Below are 21,619 nucleotides of genomic sequence, written 5' to 3' on the forward strand. Positions count from 1 at the left end.
CCTCCACGTGTCTGTAGTTAGGAAATGAGGGTGTAACAATGCAATTGATCATTGCGGAAAAACCAAAACAGGCTGAAAAGCTCGCAGCGCCGTATCCATCGGTCAAGCGGGACGGATACATCGAAATCAAACCGTGTGAGCGTTTCCCGAGTGGGGCGAAACTGGCTTACGCCGTCGGTCACCTTTGTGAATTACAGGAACCGGCCCATTATGATGCTAAATGGAAACGCTGGAACTATGACCATCTGCCAATCATTCCGGAACGGTTCGATTACCGGCTCGCTAAAGGGAAAAGCAAAGCGTTTCAAGTCATAAAAAAACTGTTGAACGAGCGGACGACGACTTCCATCATTATAGCATCTGATGCCGAGCGAGAGGGAGAGGCAATCGTCCGATTAATTCTTCGCCTGGCTAACAATGCAAAACCGATCGAGCGACTGTGGATTTCAAGTTTGACGCCGCAAGCCGTCGATCATGGATTTGCGAATCTACTGGACGGAAAAGCAACGGAAAATATTTTTCATGAGGCGATGAGCCGCGCTTGCGCCGATTGGCTGATCGGGATGAATGCATCGCGTGCCTATACGACGTTACTGAAGAAAAAAGGCATTGCCGATGTCTTTTCGCTTGGGCGTGTCCAGACACCGACACTTGCCTTGATCGTCGAACGTGAGAAACAAATCGAACAGTTCAAGCCGGAAACCTATTTTGAAGTCGAGGCTGACTTTTCGCTGTATAAAGGAAAATACATCGATCAAAAAAAACAGACGAAGCTGACCGATCGGGCACTCGCGGAAGCAATCAAGGCACGGACGAAGGGGGAAGGAATCGTTGCGTCCATCACGAAGACGGAACAAATCGAGAAACCGCCGTTCTGGTTCAGTTTATCGTTGTTGCAAACGGAAGCGAGTCGACGGTTCGGACTTGGCGCAAAAGAAACACTTGATATCGCTCAAAAACTCTACATTCGCGGTTGGATCAGTTATCCCCGGACGGATTCATCGTTCGTCTCAAAGGAAGAAGCGGGTCAGTTCCCGACGATTTTGAATCGACTGTTGAAGCAACCGGAATACGGTGGACTGAAGGAAATTTTGACGAAAGATCCCACACACGATAAACGGTATGTCAATTCTGCGAAAGTCAGTGATCACTATGCAATCATCCCGACAGAAGAAGCGGGAGCGGTCGCGAAGTTATCGGGGCGTGATGCACAAGTGTACGATTTAATCGTCCGGCGGTTTTTAGCAGCTTTTGCACCCCCCGCGCGCGCTGAAAAAACAGACATCATCACGACGAGGGAGCAGGATCGTTTCTTGACAAAAGGTAGCCGGACGATTGCGCGCGGTTTCAAAGAAGTCTTGCAAATTGAGGCGAAGGAAGTCGAACTGCCGGCAGTCGAACACGGACAACACGTCCCGATTAAAGGGGCAAAGTTACTTGAAAAACAAACGGAGCCACCGAAACGCTATACGGAAGGAACATTAATCCTCGGCATGAAGACAGCGGGGAAAGTCCTTGAAAATGAATTACAGGCGATCATGAAAGAAATCGAGGGACTTGGTACGGAGGCGACGCGTGCCGGAATCATCGACGGATTAAAGCGACGCGATTACATCCAGCTGAAGAAAAAAGAGATCCATCCGACAGCAAAAGGTCGGATTTTAATCGAGGCGGTCAGCGGGAGCATCTTGGCATCACCTGAGATGACGGCAAAGTGGGAAAGTCGGCTTGACCAAATCGGTAAAGGGGAAGCATCCGCTGCCCAGTTCGTCGAACAAGCGAAAAAACTGTCGCAACACCTCGTCGATGATGCGAAGTCGCGTGTCGAGCAACTGCACGTCGATCCGTCGCAAGTTAAATCAAAAACGCGTCACGCCGCCGCAACGAACCGCCCGGTCGGACCATGTCCGCTCTGTCAGGCGGAAGTGCTTGATCGTGGGAAGTTTTATGGCTGCAGCGGGTATCAAAAAACGAACTGCGGTTTTACATTACCGAAAACAATCCTCGGAGCGCGCGTGACACAGGCGGAAGTCAAAAAAATCTTAACGACTCAAAAAACAAAACCGCTCGAGATGAAGAAAAATGGCCGGACATTCAAGGCGATGTTGTATCTAGAGCGCGATCAATTAAAATTCGAGTTTATGAAAGGAGAGTCATGATGCATTACGATTTAATGGAGAACAGGGCGTTCATTCCGATATTCGAACGGTTTTTGAAGGAAGGAACAAAATTGACGGTTTGGTTTCCCGATGAAGTGACGATCGGACAAGCCGATGATTTGATTTTTGAAGCGGAAGAACTATTCGGTGTAGTGGCTGAAGTCATCGATGACCCCCAATCATTTGGCAAAGCACTGTTGTTGCCATATTTGAAAGAACAGCAAACGCGGGAAGACGGATTTGTTCAGTATGAGACGAGGATGACAGAAGAAGTCAAAGCGGTCTTACGGGAACTGACCTTACCGATGATGACAGAAGGCGATTTTTCCGTTTTGTATTCCTATCAGATTGATGGACCGGCCGGGTCATTGTTTGTCGAAGACTGGTTTAATGCGGAAGTTTTACTTGGAGATGGAAAGAACTAGAAACCTTTTGTGCGTCGTTTGCGTATGAACAGATATCAAACGAAATAGGGGGAAATCTTCATGTCAGGTAGTATTTCGGGTCCGTTCCTGTCGCTGCTGAAAGCGGGAGGAACGATGGCTTACGTCGAAGGAGAAAGTTTCTTTTCAGACATGCCGGTCTTCATGGTCATCTTTTTTATCGTAATCTTGTCTTTTATGGCTTTTGCCTTGATCAGTGCCGTCACGAAAGGCGTCTCGACAAGCAGTTTGACGAATCATTTGCGCCATCACGCTTCTGAGCTCGTTACACCGACGGAAGAAGGGGCACAAGCCTACGTCGCCTATCTCCGCTCCTTGTCGACGTTTCCGGTCGAGAAAACAAATTTAGAACCGGTCCGGTTGGTGAAAGGAATCTCAACGTTGATCAGCACGACAGATCAAATCACCGAGATGACGAAACAAGACATCACGGCACAGTATGCAAGGCTTGGTCTGTTCGACGGCGAAATCTTGGCAGATGAAGCACCTATCCATCATCATTCGACACACCATTCGCATCATGCATGAACAAGAATGTCCGGTCACGAGTATGTGGCGGGGCATTTTTTCTGACGAAAAAGGAGTGAATCCGAACCTTTTTGTCATGTTTTTGTAACATACAACTATTTTTATTAAAATTAGATGAAAAGTAAAAAAAAATGAGCATATTTAATGGAAAAGTATAAAAAACCTTTACAATAGAAAGGACAGGTATCTCCTATACGTATTATTCAACTAGAGGAGAAGGGGGAGGATCGATCGTTTATGAGAACATGGCTTAATCGAACAATCGGACGCCAAATCATGTCCGCTTTCTATATTATTTTAGCAATGTTATTGCTGACATCAGCAGGTGTATATTTCTATACGAAACAGCAGGTGCAAGAAGCTAAACAAGAACTAGCGACGTTAAACGAACACCGGACCAATGCGACGAATTTATATGAATCGTGGCAAAGTCTTCAATATGAGATGCGGGGATTCGTCTTACTTGGAGACGATGAAATGTTAGAGGAAATTAAAACGAAACAACAAAATATCGATCAACAAACGACGTGGTTCGAAAAAAATGCGGCATTTGCAGAAGAAGAGCAATACGCGAATGATGCACGGGAGCTGTATGACGCCTACACGACGCGCGTCATGCCGAGCCTGATTAATTATGTTGATGCTAAAAAAGACGGTGAAGTCGAAGAACCGTTCTTACAAATGGCGACGCTCGGTAAAGTCACGCAAACACCGAACCTGGATGAGGATCGGAAATTTAACATCGATACGAAAAGTGCTGCGGACATGAGTTCGAGTATCGTTGACATGGAGACCGTCTTTACGGATTATCGTAATTCATTAAATGAGAAGGAACTCGCTGCCCAAAATCGACTAGGGACACAAGTTAACTCATCTCAAGTTCTCGGCTTAATTAACTTAGCGGTTCTTTTATTCATCATCGTGTTATTCGTTCGACCATTTGTCGCGAAAATTACACGTCAATTGCGTCAATTGAACCGAGAGAGCAGTCGATTAGCAAAAGGTGAAGATGCTTCACCCATTGAGGTCTTAAATGCAAAAGACGAGATTGGCGAGTTGACGACGACATTTAATTTAATGGCTGCGTCGATTTCAAATCAAAAATCGCAACTCGTCTCAAGTAACGATGAATTACAAAGTCAACAAGAAGAGTTAGTTGCCCAACAAGAGGAGCTTCAAACACAACAAGAAGAACTCGAAGAAGCGCTTGATGTGACGTTACGCAATGAGACGCATCTGCGGTACCGGAATGAATTGACAGAAACGCTCGCTTCACGCGAGACGTTAACAGCTTATCCTGCCATCATCGAAAAATTAATCTCGATTACAGATGCCGAGTTCGGAGCGATTGTTTTTCTTGACGAGGACGAGTATACGGATATCGTCTCTTACGGCATGACGGTCGATCAAGAACGGAAACTTTTGACGTCATCACTTTCTCTACTTGAGCGAGCGCGCATGCATAAAAAAGCCGTACGTTCAACGAAACAAGTGACGAGTGATCATCCGTTGCCGTACCCTTATAGCATGTATGAAACGGTCGTACCCGTCATGGACCCATCGACGAACATGATGATTGCAAGCATCTATCTTGTCCGTTACCGTGATCAATTCAATGAAGACCAAACGGCTGAAATTTGGTCGTTCTCTCGTCAGCTCGCCTTGTCCTTACTACGGATGCGTGTATTCGATGAAATTGAGCGGGAACGTGAAAAAACATCGAAACTGCTACACTCGATTCGTGAGGCAGTCATGTATATCGAAGAAGACCGGATTTTTGCCAATCGTCCATTGCTTGCGTTGTTCCATCATCCAGCGCACGATCAGTTCAATGACGAGGGTTTGATGACGCTCGATGTCAAAATTGAAGAATTGGCGGTTCAAGTCGATCAACACGAGGCATTCCTTGAATACATGAATCAAGTCTGCAGTCATCAAGTACCGACGGAAAGTCTTTCGCTATCACTTAATAAAGAGGAGCGTTTCGTCACGCTCTATGCAGAAGGAATTCATTACGGTGGACGTTTCCGTGGGACGATGCTCGTCTTGCGTGACGTCACGGTCGAAACAGAAGTCGACCGGATGAAGTCGGAATTCGTCTCGACGGTGTCGCATGAGTTGCGGACACCACTCGCTTCGATTTTTGGCTACACGGAACTGATGTTAGCAAAAGAGTTGACACCTAACCGCCAACAACGCTATCTCGAAACGATTCATGCCGAGACTGAGCGATTGACGGGACTCGTCAATGACTTCCTCGACGTACAACGGATGGAATCCAGTCAGCAACACTATCATTTTAAAGAGCTTGACGTCGTAGCGATGATTCGTGAAATCGCTGAGTTCCAAGTCGGTTCGTCTCAAACTCATACTGTCTTGCTCGAGACGGATGACGCAGCAGTCGAAATGATTCAAGCCGATGAACAAAAAATGCGACAACTGTTCGGTAATTTAATCAACAACGCCATCAAGTATTCACCGGATGGCGGCGCGATTACGATTGGAATCGAACCTGCCGATGACTTATTGCGGATTCGGATTCAAGATGAAGGAATCGGTATTCCCCGTCACGCCTTGCCAGAGTTATTCAGCAAGTTTTACCGGGTCGATAATTCCGATAGCCGAAAAATTGGTGGAACAGGACTTGGACTTGCAATCTGTCAAGAAATCGTTCGTGCCCATGAAGGCATGATTCACGTCGATTCGACAGAAGGCGCCGGCTCAAGCTTTACAGTCGAATTGCCCATCATTCAAGAAAATCCGACAGCACTCTCACCAACACTGGAAATAACTGATTTTGAATGAAGGACACCCTCTGCGTCTATACGGCGTAGGGGGTTTGTCTATCTACGATATAATCACGGACATGGGATTAACTTGCTTGAAATCGGGAAATGGAAACTAACGGTTTTTTTAAAAAAATAAGAGAGGATGTTGACTGATGCGTATAATCCGCCCTCCTTGTTAAACGGCGATTCAAGCGAACGTCCGTAAATTATATATGATGCGTTTTGCAACAGCTTTCGTACCTGCTTATGTGATTGAGCGGTTGTTTTGGGAAGCGCGTGGAATGAGTGTTCTCGATGTGATTTACGCAGAAATTGTCTTCGCTTTGACTCAATTGTCGCTTGAGTTGCCGTTCGGACGAGCCACCGATCGCTTCGGGCGAAAGTGGTTTCTCGTCTTCGGGATGATGGCAGAATGTCTATCCTTCGCGATTCTATTAAACGCGTATACGTTGACTGCTTTTTTAGGTGCGATGGTACTCGCAGGGGTCGGGGCTGCTGCGATCAGCGGGACAGAAGAAGCCTTCTTATTTGAGACGCTTGAACAAGTCGGTCGAGTCGAGCGATTCGAACGGACAGTTGGTCGACTGAATGCAGTCAGCCTCATGACAGCTGGACTTGCTGCCCTCACCGGCAGTTGGTTGACGCAGTCCACTGCGTTTGAATTTCATTACAAGATTTCGCTCATCAGTTTAATGAGTGCGACACTGGTTAGCCTGACGTTACATGAAACGCGACTCGTGGTTGAAGAATCGACAGCCCGTCCACTTCGTCTCGTTTGGCGAGAACTGAGAACACGCCCCATGTTGATCCGGATTTTTCTATTTAGTGTCCTATTCGGGACGACGATTAATTTCATCGAAGAATTTTGGCAATTGTCAATGCGTGATCGTGGCATTCCCATGACTGGATTTGGTCTCGTGTTCATTTTAATTATGGTAGCGCAAGGCGTTGGCAACCTGTTGCCCGCATTGAAGAAGGGTTCGTTGAAGGTAAAGTTGAACGGGATATTAGTCGTCTTTTTCGTAAGTGTCATCAGCTTTTCCTTCACGGAAGCGGTGAGTCTCATCTTCCTGTTCGTGATGTTTCTGTTATACGGTCTGTCGGAGCCGATGACGAGCAGTCTCTTGCAAACTTATGCGTCAGCAAAAGAGCGGGCAACAATCGTTTCCATTGCTTCCTGGCTAGAGAGCGTGCTGATCATCATCGTCGGTCTCGGGTTCGGATTCATCAGTAAGCGGGCGAGTTTAGACATAGCGTATGTGTATCTGTGTCTCGTGTCGTTCGTCCTTTGGTTATACGTTGCGCGGTTAAGCAAACGATGGGAATGACGCCATCGTCGATTTGACGGCTACATGGGAAGGCCTGCTTAAAACATGGTGTTCGTCGTCATGGAAGATATCGAAAACGCCGCTGATTCCGTATGAAAAACGGAATCAGCGGCGTTTCATTGTGTGCAGAAAAACGTTTGGGAAAAACCAAGGAATCTCCAACACATCCCTTCAGCTCCACTTCTGTATAACGAACCGTTGCTTAAGAAATCTGTTGCGTCCGTTCGGTTTCTACTTGCTTGCGTAATTGCCGGGCCGGACGAATCATTAACAACGCGATTATACTCGCGATGAGATAGACGACTTCGATACTCAGCCAATCGGCGAGAAGACCGAACAGGAGACTCCCGAGACAAAAGCTGATTGTATAGACGGTCTGTTGAACACTGTAAACGTAAGGTAACCGTGCGATTGGGGTATCTGCTTGAAGCCGTGTATTTAATTCTATCGCCCGGAGTTGACTGGCGTAGCCCTGGACGACGCAAGCAATCAAGGCGACTACAACATGCGGAGCGAGACCAAACAGAAGCGTCGCGGCAATCGAGAGCAACACACTGAACTGTAGCAGTGAACGTTGCTTTCGGCGTCGGAGCATCTGGTAACTCCCGACAATCATGCTGAGAAGATAAAATGCATTCAAGATGCCCCACCAACTGTCCGATACATGCAGGTGCGTAGCGATGTAGACGAGGAATAACGCAGAAATCCAGGCGGTACTCGCGAAAGCATCGATGCCAAGCAATGCCGTATTCAAACGGGCAGGTATGTTAGTCCGGGTATACTGCAAACTTGAACGAAACGTCGGTTCCTCGTCCGCTTCTTCCACAGACCCTTGAAGGGAGCGCACTTGATAACGAAATAACGCCGTTCCGATACTTGCAACAAGAAAAAGCAGCAATGAGACGAATAAGACGGACTGGGGCGACCCTGTACTGACTAAAATCGCGCCGAGCGGCCACATGATCAGTTGGACGACTTGATTCGTTCCTTGGACGATGCTGTTTGCTTTTTGGAAATCGGTCGTGATTTGCGGAATAAAGGCACTTTCAATCGGTCGGGCAAAGCCGTCGAGAAAGGCAATCCAAACCACGAGAAGGAGCAACGCCACGAGTGGTAAATCAAGCAGGACGATCAAGACGAGCGAGAGGGTCTTCATGAGCTGGCTGAGCAACAAAAGCGTTGCATGGGGCATCTGCTTCGCAAGGCGGGCGAAAAAGAAGCCGCTGACCGTCATGCCTGCCGTTACGGCAATCGGAAAGAGCGCAGCTGTGCTCGCCTGTCCTGTTTGTTGATACAAGGTAGCGATGAGGGCGACGATGTAGAGCGCGTCCCCCGCATTCGCCATCCACTGGCTGACCAGTAAAGTCGTAAAACGGTTCATCTAAAAAACCTCCACATCAATCATATTTAGTTAGTGGTTAGGAGTTTAGATGAATTTACATTGGACGGCCTCATTTCAGTCAATTTTGACTAAAGTATATAAGGAAAATAATGGATTGTCAATTCCCTTTGTACGAAGTGCCCTTACACCGGCCGCTGTTTCCGTAAGGCACGCATGTTCAGGAGGACGAAGACAAGCATAAATCCGGCAAGGACCACAAGGTCGAGCCAAATTTCACGGAAACCGTACCCGCGAATCATGATGTTTTGCAGGGCATCGGCGGCATAGGTCAACGGCATCAGCCGATTGATGACTTCGACCCAGGTCGGGGCATCCGTCAAATCAAATAGACCGCTGAAAAAGATTTGCGGGACGATTGCGAGCGGGATGAACTGAATCAATTGGAATTCCGTCCGTGCGAAACTCGACAGCAGGAGTCCGAGTGACAGGGCGACGCTTGCCGTCAATAAATTGACGAAGAGTAACAGAAAATAGTTGCCTTGTTGTGTCACGTTCAAGATATTAACGATGAATAGTTGAATAAGGACAGTTTGAATCGTGACGAACAAGAAAAAGCCAACGAAGTATCCGAAGACGATGCTCGACCGTTTGAGCGGAGTAGCGAGTGTCCGTTCGAGTGTCCCGCTGGACCGCTCACGTAGAAAGCTGACCCCGGCGATGATGAAGACAAATAAAAAGATGAAAAATCCCATCAAGGCAGGTGCAATTTGATCAAACAGTTCTGCATCTTTATCTCCATATAAAAAGCGGATATCTGGTTCCGTCATTGATCGTGAGGCGGTAGGGGGAACGGTCAATTTTTGATTCGTCAATTGTTCGAGCCGTTGTTGCAGTTGATTAACGGTTTCGCGTAACTGTGCATTCGCTGTCGTCGCCTGCTTCATCTCGATTGCCGTTAACGTTTCGCGGATGACCTGGATGGCGTGGGCATTTTTAGAGACGTCGCCGCCTTCAATCAAAATCTCCGGGGCATCATCACGGTACGTGATCAATGCCTCGATGTGTTGATCTTCCATCGCCTGTTTTCCGTCCGCATAACTCGGATAGGTCGTCGTCGCCGTTTTCGATGCGAGAACCTCGTCAAACGTTTCGGGTAGGTCGACGGTGCCGATCGTGACTTCATCCGAACTCGAACCGAGGATTGATGATAATAAAAAGAGAACGAATAGGGGGGCGAGGAACATCATCGCAATGGTCCGTTTGTCCCGAAAAATTTGCGAGATGACACGTTCTGCTACGGTCAGTGTCTGCATCAGACTTGCTCCTTTCGGATGAAAGCTTCATCGATTGAGCCGAATCGTTGAATTAATTCCGCGGGCGTACCGGCGTCGATCAATCGCCCATGTTGAATCAATAATAAACGATCGCACCGCTCGGCTTCATCCATGACGTGTGTCGTGACGAGGATTGTGACGCCAGACTTCCGCAGTTGGTCGAACTCGTGCCAGAACGTTTTCTTGAGGGCGGGATCAATTCCGACGGTCGGTTCATCAAGCAGAAGCAAAGTCGGTTCATGAATCAAGGCGATCGCAAGACTGAGGCGGCGCTTCATCCCACCGGAAAATTGATGGGTCGGGCGGTCGGCATCCTGCTTTAAGTCGACGAACTGGAGGACGGATTCGATCCGGGCGCGGAGGCGGTCTTTTTTTAAACCGTACAGCTTGCCGAAATAGCGTAAATTGCCACGTGCCGTCAAATCCTCATACAAAGCATCGGCTTGCGCCATATAGCCGATTTTTTCTGCCTGACGTAACGACGGCTGCTGTGACCCGAGTACAGTGACGGTTCCGCTTGACGGGGTTTGGAGGCCAATCAGCGACTTGATTAATGTTGTTTTACCGGAACCGCTTGGTCCAATCAGCCCGACGATTTCACTTTGACCAATTAAAAAATTGACATCTGTCAACACGTCGGTTTTTCCGAAGCGTTGAGAGTAGTTCTTGACTTCAATCATCATTTTCACGTCCCTTCTCTCTTTCTATACCCGCAAAAGACCAAACGCTTGTTTTTTTAGAGGGATTAAGTAGTTTAAAAGAAATTAAGACATACTTAGCGCCGTCATATAAAAGAATACGACGGCGCTAAGTATATTTTACATAATTATTTCGTAATTGATGGTGAGACAGAATCAAACGGATTCGTCAAACGTGTCGTAGCGGCTTCTGCCTGTGCGACCGGTTCCGTGAAGATTAGCTGTTCACGTCGTAAGCGATAGGCACGCTCGAGACGACTCGTCAGCAAGTTCCCGAGGAAGACGAGCGCAGCGATGCTGATTGCCGGGATCAGGAACAGGTGATTGATCCAGGAAACGGCTGAAAACTGAAGGAAGTAGAAACCGAACTGGGAAGACCATTCAAAAATCGTCGGTGAAACATCGTTCGCAAAGCGTGAAAGTGTCCCGCCGAAAAATAACCCGAACAAGGACAGGTGAATCAAGACCATCAACGTTTGGACGAACTGTTGCATGAAAACAATGGCAAGCGTCGGTAAAAGATGCGGCCAAATGTGCTTTCTAAATTGGTAATGGGGACTGCCACCGAGTGTTCGGGCGACGACCATGAACTCTTGCGTCAACAAGTGACGCGTTTCACTGACTAAATACATCAGTAAGGCAGGTAACCCGAGTAAAATCAGTACGCCTGTCTCAAAGAGGACACGGGAAGACAAGGACGGAATGTCTTCTGGACTTGCAAAAAATAAGCCTGTCAACAAAATGAAATAGGCCAGTAAGGAAATCGGTAAAATTAAAAAGCCGTCAAGAACGGTACGAATTGCCGTATTTAATCTTTTACCCCTAAAGGCGAGCGGCACGCCGATCAACAGAGCGAGCAGGATGCGTCCGAAGGCGACGGCAAAGCAAATCCCGATCGTCCACTTGGCACCGGCAATCATGATTTGGAATAAATCGTTGCCCGCCCGGTCCGTTCCGAACCACTGCTCACGCGATGGTTCAAGTGGAGATGTCGCGAGGAACGTCCCATCCGCCGCGTACCGGTTCGAGATTTGGTCGACTTGTCCGTCACGAAATATGGTATGTCCGACACTAAGTAGGAGGAGCGTCGCAAAAATCAGGATACAGCCCCAAAAGAACGGATCACGCAATAAGACACGTCTCATACAGCACCACCTTTCCAAGCTTTTGGAATACAAAGCTCAGCAATCAAGTCAATCAAAAAGAACGGTAAGTAAATCAAGAGGAGCGTCACGAGCAGGACAGGAAGTTGCGGATTCATGATTACGAACCGAAACAGACCTTGGACATTGAATGTGTATTCGATGACGACGAGACTCGATAAAATCGTGATGACGTTGGCGCGGAAAAACAGATAGAACCGATAAAACAAGTTCGGAATCAAGTGTGACCAAAATAAATGATTCGCGTGTGTCCCTTTGGCGCGGGCAAGTTCGATATAGCTGGCTCCTTCCTCTTCTTGGATCTGCCCCGTCAACCATTTGATGAAGAAGAAGAGGGTCGTCAGCGACAGCGTCAGAATCGGAAGGAAACGGATCGAATCAGCAAAACCGCCGGCGACTTCGATTTGATCGAAACCGGTCGTCTTAAAAAGAACGATGATGATGTACTGTGAAAAAATCACCCAAAATAAATCCGGCACCATCTCGAGTACACGCGTCGTCTGCTTCAACAGGTTACGTGTCCGCAGACGCGCGCGATAAAAGAAAAACGCGTAGACAAGTGCGGCGATAAACGAACAGACAAGGGCACTACTGAAGATCAGCAGCGTCTCCTGGATGAACGGTTGTAAGTCCGGCAACAACGGACGAAGCTGTTGTGCGGTCACATTGTAATAAAGAATCGGTTCGACACCAGTCAAAAACAGGACTTGTTGTTTGAGCGCATCGGTGTAATTCGAAAAGTTCGGACGTAACTGGACGATCAATGCCGGTAAGGCGCTGATGCACAGTAAAACGACCAACGATACGATGAACTGAAGCGACTTTCGAATGACTAGGGAAACCATGATAAAACCTCCTTCTTTGATCGTCAGCCAATCGCCTGGATCCGGTCGTTCCCAACCAGGATCAGCTGACTGTTAAGATGTTTTCGACGCACGACATACCGTTCGAACTGTTTTGTTGCGATATAGGAATCCCGGTCGGATAACGTCGACAGGTGGACAAGGACGTGCTTCAAGTGCGGTTGTCCTTCACCTAACGCCAAGTGGGTCATGTGGTTCGCTTCGTTGAGACGGTTCAGGAACAATTCAACTTTACAGCCCTCCTTAATCAACTCACTGATTAAGAACGAAGCTTGTTCGATGAAGCGTTCCGATTGATTATGTAAGCCGTATCCACTTGGACCCGACAAATTGAGGGCGATGGTGAATGTGTCCTGATTACTCGTCTCATAGACTTTTGCTTGCAGACGGCCGGTTTTTGCTGTCGCGTACCAATCGATGTCCTTCGACGGTTCCGTCGTATACGCTTTTGATCCAAGCTGGACCAATTTGTTTTTTAATGGTGAATAGCGGTCCGGACGATCACCAATCCGTAAGCGGTTCAGCAGGAAAGGTGTCGCTTGTGCCGTTAACGAAGGCAGCACCGTGAACTGCGGATAACTGTCGAATGAAAATAAGTAAACGCCCATCCGCCAGGGCAGACGAATCGTTAAGATGATTTCGTCGAGTGCCGTCGGACCACGTTTGACGGTCTGGATTGGGATCGTAAACAATTCTTCCGTCAACACCAGTTCGGTATCATACGTGTGGGGATGGAGCGCGTCACTCGTCGTGAAAACAATCCCGTCAGCAGCATGGAGACGGAGGGAGGCCTTAAGGCCGAGTGACGAAAAAAGTTCGAGTCCGAAAAGTTGCAGCTGGAGGTCCGTTTGTTCTTGGTTGAACATCAATCGTTCATAGTGTTTCCATTCTAAAGCGACTTCCCGGCGGAGTTGCCGTTCTGTCCGGTTGACGACGACATGAATCGTCGCGAGTGCGGCAAAGAGAAACCCGAGTCCCGAGACGACGGGGAGGAATAAGAATAAAAATGTCAATATGCAATAGACGGGAAATAATTTTTGTTCGAGCCAAAAGGGGACGGAACGTTCGATTTTCATCCGCGTCACCCAATCTCGACAGGAACTGGAATGGCATCAAGGAGATGGTACAAGACTTGGGCCTTTGTCGTCTTGATGCCCCCTTCAAGTGTCAATGTCAGGCGGTGGGCCAAGACATGTTTTGCAAGGTGTTTGATGTCCTCCGGAATGATGAAGTCGCGTTGATTCAAGAAAGCATAGCTTTGGGACGCGCGAAGCAGGGCAATCGCACCACGTGGACTGACACCGACTTCAACGAGTTCATGATTCCGTGTCGCCTGAACGATATGCAGCAGATAATCGAGCACGTCTTGCGACGCATGGACACGTCGTGCTTCTTCCTGCCATGAAATCAAGTCCCCTCCTGACGCAATCCCGACGGCTGATCGGCGGACGTTCGTCAAAATCTCAGACAGCAAGCGGCGTTCGTTCTCAAAATCCGGATAACCGACTTCGATCGCGACCATGAACCGGTCGAGTTGGGCGTCCGGTAGCGGGAATGTTCCTGCTGACTCGATCGGATTTTGAGTTGCGATGACGAAGAATGGTGCCGGCATCTGATACGTTGTTCCGCCAATCGAGACTTGACGTTCTTCCATCGCTTCAAGCAATGCCGATTGTGTCCGCGGGACGGCGCGGTTGATCTCATCGATCAAGACGACGTTTGCAAACAACGGTCCGCGTTTATTCTCGAACTCCTGCGTCTTTAAGTTGAAGAAGTCTGAACCGATGACGTCGGACGGAAGCAAATCCGCCGTGAACTGAATCCGGGAGAAGGCACTCTCGAAGCTTTGGGCGAGTGCTTTCGCAAGCATCGTTTTCCCGGTCCCCGGTACATCTTCAAGCAGGATGTGACCTTCGGCGATGAGTGCCGTCAGACAGAGATCGATGACGTCTGGTTTGCCGAGATAAATCGAATTGAGTTGGTCTTTTAACTGTTGTAGCTTCATAGGAAATCCCTCCAAGGTTAAGGTGATGAGTAGCGTGATAATTGTTGTTCGAAGCGTAGAACCTCATCGTCCGTATTGAGATAGTGGAACATCATCCGTCACACCTCCAAAAGAAGGGCGCCGTTTTTTCACGCGACGTGACTGTACGAGTTTCCAAAGCATAAAGCAGAATAGACTGACTTCCTGTCTTTATCGAAGAAAAAAGATGGTCGTTCTTTTAATTAAGGAAAAAATATCCATATGTACTTAGGGAGATTTTAGCATACACTGTTAATAAATAAAAATAATTTTCTGAAAATAAGGGTGAGGGAAGACGATTCATTTTCAAGCGGTAAGGGTATCATTCAAACAGTGGATCTTGAAAGGGAAAGGATGTTATGCATGAAATTGATTATTTTTGGGGCTACGGGTCAAACCGGACAAGAACTCGTCAAACAGGCGATTGCGCATGACCATGAGGTGACGGCGTTCGTCCGTAATCCGGATAAGTTGGAACTAAAAGATGAACGACTTCATGTCGTCACGGGGGACGTCTTGAACCAAGAGGATGTCAATGCGGCGCTTGTCGGACAAGATGCTGTCTTGACGGCGTTAGGGACAGAAAGCCTTGCCTACAGTGGATTTTTAGAACGAAGTCTCGTCCGGATCATCAATGCGATGAAAGTCAGTGGTGTAACGCGGATTGGTTACGTCGCATCAGCAGGTGTTGATAAGGAATTACCGGGTGCACAAGGATTACTCGCACAGCAAATCTTAAAGAATCCATTACGTGATCACCGGCAAGCAATTGACTTGTTGAAACAGGCAGACGTCGACTATACGGTCGCACGACCACTCCGTTTGATGAATGGTCCGTTAACCGGGATGTACCGCCAAACAGCTGACGGTGTACCCGACCAAGCGAAACAAATCAATCGGGCCGATGTCGCCCATTTCCTGCTTGAAGCGATTGAACAGGAAGAATCGATTCGCGAAAGTGTCGGTCTCGCTGAATGAAAAGAAGCCCCCATCCACGAACCTTCCTGAAAAGGAAACGGTACCGGATGGGGGCTTTTAAATAGGACGAATTATTGTTGGCGGTAGATCGAGACAGAACCACCATTGACGAAAAATTGACCATACCCGTCTGCATTGATCGTGACGGAAGCTGAATTGTTACCGGTGATGTCTGTCCAGACTTCGCCTTTATTTTGCGTACCGACATACATCCACTTGCTCCCACCAGGGCCGTCAGACAGGATTGTCGCAAGCCCTGATTTTGAGCGGTCACTGACGCCTTCCCGTGTCCAACCGATGATGTCTTGGTTATCGAGGTAATCATTTTGTTTCCCGAACGCGAAGTCCTTCCGTGCTTTTAGAATCGGATCGATTTTTGACGCGAGGGCAGGGATTTCGCGGTTCGATGAGCCTTTTGTTCCGTAGTAGTCCCCGTAAAAGACAGATGGATACCCTTGTTCCCGCGTTAAAATCATCGCGTAAGCAAGGGGCTTGAACCAGGATTGAACGGTCGATTCGAGCGATTGACCAGGTTGAGAATCATGGTTTTCAACGAGTGTGACGGCAAGCGTCGGATTATCTTGGACGAGTGTGCCGTTAAAAATTGTGCGCATGTCATAAAAGCCGCCGCCTTTACTCGCTTGTTCGAATTTGTAATGAAGTGGAGCGTCAAAGACCGATTGTTTATAGTTCGTCTGACTTAAATAGTTTTTAAGTGTCCCGAGATCGTTCTGCCAGTACTCGGCGACTGTGAATAATTCCTTACCCGTCGTCTGACGAACATTCGTCAACCAATCTGCGAGATACGTATGTTTGATGTGTTTGACGGCATCAAGACGGAATCCATCGAGCCCGAGTTCATTGACGTACCATTTCCCCCAGTTTTTCATTTCCTGCTGCACTTCCGGGTGATCGAAATCAATGTCTGCATACATCAAGTAATCATAGTTTCCATTTTCAGAAGATACATTCGAGTCCCACGACTTACCTGTTCCTCGGAATTTATAGATGGCACTTTTTGAGCGGGATTGATCCCAATCCGTTCCGTCGAAGTGATACCATTTCCATTTGAAGTTTGAATAGGCGTTGCTCCGCGCCGCGAAGTTGAACCCGGTCCAGGCCTGGATTTGATAGTCGCCAGAGACTTCTTGATTACGGTTACCCGGATTGACTTCGACGGCCGTGACGGATTCCGTAAAGTCAGCACCACCCTTGTGGTTCATGACGACATCACCATACACATCGATTCCAGCCGTGTGCAATTGCCCGATGGCGGATTTCAATTGCGTTTTCGTGCCGTACTTCGTCCGGACTGTTCCTTTTTGATTAAACTCACCGAGGTCATATAGATCGTAGGCACCGTAGCCGACATCATTTTGAGTCGTTCCTTTGTAGGCAGGAGGAATCCAAACAGATGTAATTCCGAGTTGATCAAGCTTAGAAGCGTCGTTTCCTAGACGGTTCCAGTGGTTCCCGTCGTTTGGTAAATACCATTCAAAGTATTGCATCATCGTCCCGTTGTCTGCTGTTGCCCCTACTGCAATCGGTTGCGCAAGTGGCACTAAAAACGTCACGCTTGCAAGAGATGCGACAATCAAGCTTTTATGTTTCATCAAAAAGCCTCCTCTATCAAATTATGAAAACGCTTGCATTAATTATTATAGCAAGTTGAAACGTGGGGAGTATCATCCTCATACCTTATTTATGTATCCTTTATAATCATGACTTTTGCCTCTAGAATAGTTCTTCTAAATAATAATTCATCGTTTATTGATTCGTGATTCACTAAAAAACAGGACCTTCTAACCGTTGAACAATTGTGCTAACTCTGATTTCTGGATTCCTCTAAAAAGAAGAGGTCTTTCGTCCATCTTCCATAAGAAAGACAAGTGATGTGAAAATGGGAGTGTAATACGGTTTGACATTGCATGTCCATACTTAACCTGAGGGGGAAAAAGCATGAACTGGAAGTCGAAAATCAGTGGGGCACTTGTTGCGACACTCGCGTTAGGATCACTTGCCTTCACGCCGGTCATCGCCAAAACAGATTCAACAAAGGTAGTAGCGGGACCACAGGCGGTAACGTCACAATCAACAATCGATGCCTATTATCAGCCGGCAGCGGGGAAAACGGGTGCGGCATTAAAAGCATCACTGCATGACATCATCGATAATCATACGGAAGTCTCGTATGACACGGTTTGGACAGCATTAAAAGAAACCGATCAAGATCCAGGTAATGTGAACAACGTGATCGAATTGTACACGGGGAAGTCCATTTCAAAAAATAGCAACGGTGGGAATGTCGGTCAATGGAACCGAGAGCATGTCTGGGCAAAATCGCATGGAGACTTCGGAACAAGCATGGGACCAGGGACAGACTTGCATCACTTACGTCCGTCAGACGTCGTCGTCAATAGTGCTCGTGGGAACCTTGATTTTGACAATGGCGGAACGAAATATAGCGGATGCGATTGTAACCGAGATGGTGATTCATGGGAACCACCGACTCGCGTCAAAGGTGATATCGCGCGGATGATTTTCTATATGGCGGTTCGTTATGAAGGTGGCGGCGAAATCGACTTAGAGACGTCAGAAAACGTCAACAATGGCTCAAACCCACTTCACGGAAAATTATCGACGTTAAAAGCGTGGAACAAACTTGACCCGGTCGATGCATTTGAAAAGAAACGCAATGACATCATTTTTGAAAAATGGCAAAAAAACCGCAATCCATTCATTGATCATCCAGAATATGCGACAGCAATTTGGGGAAATTAATCTAGCAAAAGGGGTCTGAATCAGAAGTCGGACCAACATCAATCCGTGTGACGGACGTTTCCGTCCTCCATTTAATCAAATGACCGTTGCTCCCGCGATTCACGGGACCATCGGTCATTTCTATTGTTCAAGATAGTTTAGTGCTTGCCGGAGGTATGCATGAAAAAGTTCGGATTCCTTTTAATCGGGAGACATCCCCATTTTTGAGTCGCCCCTGTTTTGTGATTGAAACTTTTCTTAGAAAAACATCGTAGAAACGGATGTAATCGAAAATAGCAGTCTGAAAGGAATCATATGACTCATGGAACGGATCAAACAAGTTTTGAAAAGATATCGGCTTGTAGTGGCCGGAATCGTAGGTGGACTCGTCATTTTCTGGTTTAGTATCGGTTTATTTGTCGCAGAAGGGAAACGTCCCGCAGCGAACGGGAAACACTCGTTTGTCATCGTCCTCGGTGCAGGTGTCAGAGGGGAAACACCGTCACTGATATTGGAAAACCGGATTCAGGCTGCAGCTGCATACGGAAAAAAATATCCGCGAACGACTTTTATCTTGAGCGGTGGGCAGGGGCAGGGTGAAGCGATTTCAGAAGCAGAAGCGATGCGCCGTGGCATGATTGACGAAGGAATCTCTGAAAAACGTCTTGTGCTCGAAGACAAATCGACGTCGACCACTGAAAATTTACGTTTTTCAAAATCGTTATTACCAAAAGGTGAAAATCAAGTCTCGATCGTGACGTCAGATTTTCATTTGTATCGTGCTCGTACCGAAGCGAAGAAAGTAGGATTGAATAGTGATGCGATTCCTGCAAAAACACCGTTATCTGGTGTATTGCGATATGGTATGCGTGAACGTGTCGCAATCATCGTGAAATTTTTTGAGTAATGGATTGTTGTGACAACGTTAAAAGAAACCACCATGCCACAAGCATGATGGTTTTTGATAAAACGGTTTATTTATTTTGCTGTGAATTGTCTGATTGATTGTTTTGTGGGGCTTCTTCTTTTCCAAGCGCCACGTCTTTTGCTTCGACCACTTTTTCACTAATTGAAGACAGGTCACCCTTAGCTTCCGTTGCAGTATCTTTTACAGAAGAAGCATCCGATTTGACGGTATCAAGTTCATTGTTAACCTTGTCATACACATTTTGGACGTCACCAGCGACTTCTTGAATGATTCCTGAAGCGCTTTTTACTTGTTCGATGACTTGTGAAGCTTTTCCTGACGGATCTTCTTTAATAGTAGATGCTAATGATGAAACGGAATCTTTTGCGCCGCTAAGTCCTTGTTTTGTGTTTTGTCGATTCGTTGAGCTCAGCATTGTAAGCAATCCGCCGACGACAGCTCCTAGCAACATCCCCGTAAGTAAATTGACACGACGACCTGACGAAGCTTCTTGATCGAATTGACGATTTGGATGTTCTTGTTGAGCAGCATGTGGATCATTTTGTAGATTAGGTTCCATGAATAGACACTCCCTTAAGATAATAGTTGACCATGATAGATATGTACCCTCGTCATAAAAAAGGAAAACATGCACTTTTCATGCAACAAAAAAAGACCACCGATGTTAAAATGGTCTCAGACGGTCAAAGTTGTTTAGTTTTGCTTCTCTTCATCCTGCTTTTCAGTCAGTTTACGGTTGATTTCATCGTAGTCAATTTCGATATCGTCTTGATTGCCTTTATATCCGTAGCCTTTTGAAATGACGATGATTGAAGCAACTAAGACAAACACGATGATTAGAATGGAAACAACATAGAGCCACATGATCCATTCCTCCTTTCATTCTTCTCTTTTAGTATGACGGAAAACTGTCCGTTCGTCTAAACGAAAGTGGTCATGATGTGATAAACTATGTTCAGATTAACATGTTTAGGAACGAGGTGACGGTATGAGTATATTAGTCGTAGATGACGAATTTACGAATTTAATGATTTTGGAGCGACTGCTTGAAAATGAAGGATACGATGTCGTAAAAGCGATGAGTGGGGAAGAAGCGATTGAATTGATGGAGGACCCGGCCTTTATCGACAACTTAGATGTCGTATTACTGGATGTAGAGATGCCCGGCATTAGTGGGATTGATACAACACGGTTGATCCGAAAACGATTTGGTTTAGATGAACTGCCAATCGTCATCGTGTCCGGTCGTTCCAATGAAGAGGACATCGCGGATGGACTGGATGCGGGAGCATCAGACTATACGACAAAGCCAATTCGAAAAACGGAATTGCTTGCTCGTGTTCGAAATGCGATGTCATTAAAACAAGCGATAGATGCACGGAAACGATATGAAAAAGTCTTACAAGAAGATTTTGATCTTGCTCAAAAGCTCCAGCAAAGTGTTTTGAGTGCAAATATCGAAGATGAAGACATTCGAATCATGGCAACCTATATTCCTTCTAAAAAACTAGCGGGAGATATGTATGCCTGGTACCGCATCTCGCAAAATAAATATGGCATCATCTTGTTTGACGTCATGGGCCATGGTGTCTCGTCAGCGTTGATTACGATGGGGATGAGCTCGATCTTGTTTGAACTCGTGCATCGCATCGGTGATCCGGCAAAAGTACTTGAAGAACTGAACCGTCAGATGAGCCGCCTTTTCCCAGGGGATGAAACGGAAATTTATTTTACTGCCGTTTATTTGTACATCGACTTGGATGAGATGAAACTTAGTTATGCGAATGCGGGACACCCACCTGGTTTGTTACGGATGGGGGATCAAATCATCGCCCTCGAGAACACAGGATTGCCAGTCGGGATGTTTGAGGACTCACAATATACGAGTCGGACAATCGACTTGACGTCTCCTGGATGTATCTACCTCTATACGGATGGTTTCATGGAGCTGTATAGCAAAGGGATTGACGAAGGGATCAGTGCGATCCGTCAGTTGATCGAACAACAAGGACCAAACATTCACCACTTGATTCAGCCCGATCAAAGTGATGAGGCCGATGATTTATGTCTCGTCACGGTCGAAATCAATTAAAAAAGCCACTCGCTTTTGTACATTGAACTGAACCCTAAATGGTGGACACTTGATAAAAGACCCCATTCGGGGTTTTTTGTGTTCAGAGATATCGATATACTGTATCTATTCAATTCATACGGGAGGACTATTTATGAACAGACGTACCTTTAATCCAGATCAAATCAGACAACTTGAAGCGAATCCCCACG

General features: G+C 46.9%; 19 protein-coding genes. 9 read left to right on the forward strand and 10 right to left on the reverse strand.

The genetic code is table 11. From position 1 onward, the window contains the following. Positions 1 to 38 precede the first annotated feature (38 nt). From KNP99_RS08675 to KNP99_RS08695, 5 genes are all read left to right on the forward strand, one after another. Positions 39 to 2,159 carry a type IA DNA topoisomerase gene (locus KNP99_RS08675; protein WP_214805201.1) on the forward strand — a complete coding sequence of 707 codons (2,121 nt, stop codon included), beginning with the start codon at positions 39 to 41 and terminating at the stop codon, positions 2,157 to 2,159. After that, complete coding sequence (locus tag KNP99_RS08680) at positions 2,159 to 2,584, forward strand: hypothetical protein (RefSeq protein ID WP_214805203.1); 426 nt, start codon at positions 2,159 to 2,161, stop codon at positions 2,582 to 2,584. The genes KNP99_RS08675 and KNP99_RS08680 overlap by 1 nt, the downstream gene beginning before the upstream one ends. Positions 2,585 to 2,644: 60 nt before the next feature. Next, entirely contained in the window at positions 2,645 to 3,130 is a 486-nt protein-coding gene (locus KNP99_RS08685) for a hypothetical protein (protein WP_088836661.1), read from the forward strand. Between the two features lie 237 nt (positions 3,131 to 3,367). Beyond that, positions 3,368 to 5,935: an ATP-binding protein gene (locus KNP99_RS08690; protein WP_088836662.1), complete on the forward strand. Its 2,568-nt coding sequence runs from the start codon at positions 3,368 to 3,370 to the stop codon at positions 5,933 to 5,935. A gap of 199 nt (positions 5,936 to 6,134) precedes the next feature. Further along, positions 6,135 to 7,247 carry an MFS transporter gene (locus tag KNP99_RS08695; RefSeq protein WP_285800498.1) on the forward strand — a complete coding sequence of 371 codons (1,113 nt, stop codon included), beginning with the start codon at positions 6,135 to 6,137 and terminating at the stop codon, positions 7,245 to 7,247. 202 nt (positions 7,248 to 7,449) lie between these two features. Here KNP99_RS08695 and KNP99_RS08700 read toward each other — a convergent pair whose 3' ends face one another. The 7 genes from KNP99_RS08700 to KNP99_RS08730 form a co-directional block, all read right to left on the reverse strand. Next, positions 7,450 to 8,628 (reverse strand): MFS transporter, encoded by a 1,179-nt coding sequence (locus tag KNP99_RS08700; protein ID WP_215193173.1) that lies wholly within the window; start codon positions 8,626 to 8,628, stop codon positions 7,450 to 7,452. 143 nt (positions 8,629 to 8,771) lie between these two features. After that, a complete protein-coding gene (locus tag KNP99_RS08705; protein WP_214771599.1) occupies positions 8,772 to 9,902 on the reverse strand; it encodes an ABC transporter permease in 1,131 nt (376 codons plus the stop codon). Next, positions 9,902 to 10,603, reverse strand: coding sequence for an ABC transporter ATP-binding protein (locus tag KNP99_RS08710; RefSeq protein ID WP_088838456.1), 702 nt, complete (start codon positions 10,601 to 10,603; stop codon positions 9,902 to 9,904). Before KNP99_RS08710 ends, KNP99_RS08705 begins: the two co-directional genes overlap by 1 nt. Positions 10,604 to 10,749: 146 nt before the next feature. Then, positions 10,750 to 11,766: an ABC transporter permease subunit gene (locus KNP99_RS08715; protein WP_214771602.1), complete on the reverse strand. Its 1,017-nt coding sequence runs from the start codon at positions 11,764 to 11,766 to the stop codon at positions 10,750 to 10,752. Further along, the gene (locus tag KNP99_RS08720; protein WP_088836667.1) at positions 11,763 to 12,629 is read right to left on the reverse strand and encodes an ABC transporter permease subunit; all 867 of its coding nucleotides are present in this window, start codon (positions 12,627 to 12,629) and stop codon (positions 11,763 to 11,765) included. Before KNP99_RS08720 ends, KNP99_RS08715 begins: the two co-directional genes overlap by 4 nt. 23 nt (positions 12,630 to 12,652) lie before the next feature. After that, positions 12,653 to 13,723, reverse strand: coding sequence for a DUF58 domain-containing protein (locus KNP99_RS08725; protein WP_029333137.1), 1,071 nt, complete (start codon positions 13,721 to 13,723; stop codon positions 12,653 to 12,655). 5 nt (positions 13,724 to 13,728) lie between these two features. Then, on the reverse strand, positions 13,729 to 14,652 hold the full coding sequence (locus KNP99_RS08730; protein ID WP_029333138.1) for an AAA family ATPase: 924 nt from the start codon (positions 14,650 to 14,652) through the stop codon (positions 13,729 to 13,731). Positions 14,653 to 15,033: 381 nt separating this feature from the next. On the opposite strand from KNP99_RS08730, the gene KNP99_RS08735 reads away from it, so the two are divergent. Further along, positions 15,034 to 15,648, forward strand: a complete 615-nt coding sequence (locus KNP99_RS08735) for an NAD(P)-dependent oxidoreductase (RefSeq protein WP_088836669.1) — start codon at positions 15,034 to 15,036, stop codon at positions 15,646 to 15,648. Positions 15,649 to 15,719: 71 nt separating this feature from the next. Here the strand turns inward: KNP99_RS08735 and amyS are convergent, their stop codons facing one another. Next, positions 15,720 to 17,261, reverse strand: a complete 1,542-nt coding sequence (gene amyS / locus KNP99_RS08740; RefSeq protein WP_214771611.1) for an alpha-amylase — start codon at positions 17,259 to 17,261, stop codon at positions 15,720 to 15,722. A gap of 346 nt (positions 17,262 to 17,607) precedes the next feature. Between amyS and KNP99_RS08745 the strand changes: the two genes are divergently transcribed. Together KNP99_RS08745 and KNP99_RS08750 are read left to right on the forward strand one after the other, a co-directional pair. After that, the gene (locus tag KNP99_RS08745; RefSeq protein WP_214801058.1) at positions 17,608 to 18,429 is read left to right on the forward strand and encodes an endonuclease I family protein; all 822 of its coding nucleotides are present in this window, start codon (positions 17,608 to 17,610) and stop codon (positions 18,427 to 18,429) included. A gap of 301 nt (positions 18,430 to 18,730) precedes the next feature. Next, positions 18,731 to 19,315: a YdcF family protein gene (locus KNP99_RS08750; protein WP_088836672.1), complete on the forward strand. Its 585-nt coding sequence runs from the start codon at positions 18,731 to 18,733 to the stop codon at positions 19,313 to 19,315. Positions 19,316 to 19,382: 67 nt separating this feature from the next. Here the strand turns inward: KNP99_RS08750 and KNP99_RS08755 are convergent, their stop codons facing one another. Then, complete coding sequence (locus KNP99_RS08755) at positions 19,383 to 19,895, reverse strand: YtxH domain-containing protein (RefSeq protein WP_088836673.1); 513 nt, start codon at positions 19,893 to 19,895, stop codon at positions 19,383 to 19,385. 134 nt (positions 19,896 to 20,029) lie between these two features. Further along, complete coding sequence (ytzI, locus tag KNP99_RS08760) at positions 20,030 to 20,200, reverse strand: YtzI protein (RefSeq protein ID WP_152638925.1); 171 nt, start codon at positions 20,198 to 20,200, stop codon at positions 20,030 to 20,032. Between the two features lie 124 nt (positions 20,201 to 20,324). On the opposite strand from ytzI, the gene KNP99_RS08765 reads away from it, so the two are divergent. Next, the gene (locus tag KNP99_RS08765) at positions 20,325 to 21,428 is read left to right on the forward strand and encodes a PP2C family protein-serine/threonine phosphatase (protein WP_088836674.1); all 1,104 of its coding nucleotides are present in this window, start codon (positions 20,325 to 20,327) and stop codon (positions 21,426 to 21,428) included. Positions 21,429 to 21,619: the final 191 nt, after the last annotated feature.

This window comes from Exiguobacterium sp. s95 (assembly GCF_018618655.1).
GTDB lineage: Bacteria > Bacillota > Bacilli > Exiguobacteriales > Exiguobacteriaceae > Exiguobacterium_A > Exiguobacterium_A oxidotolerans.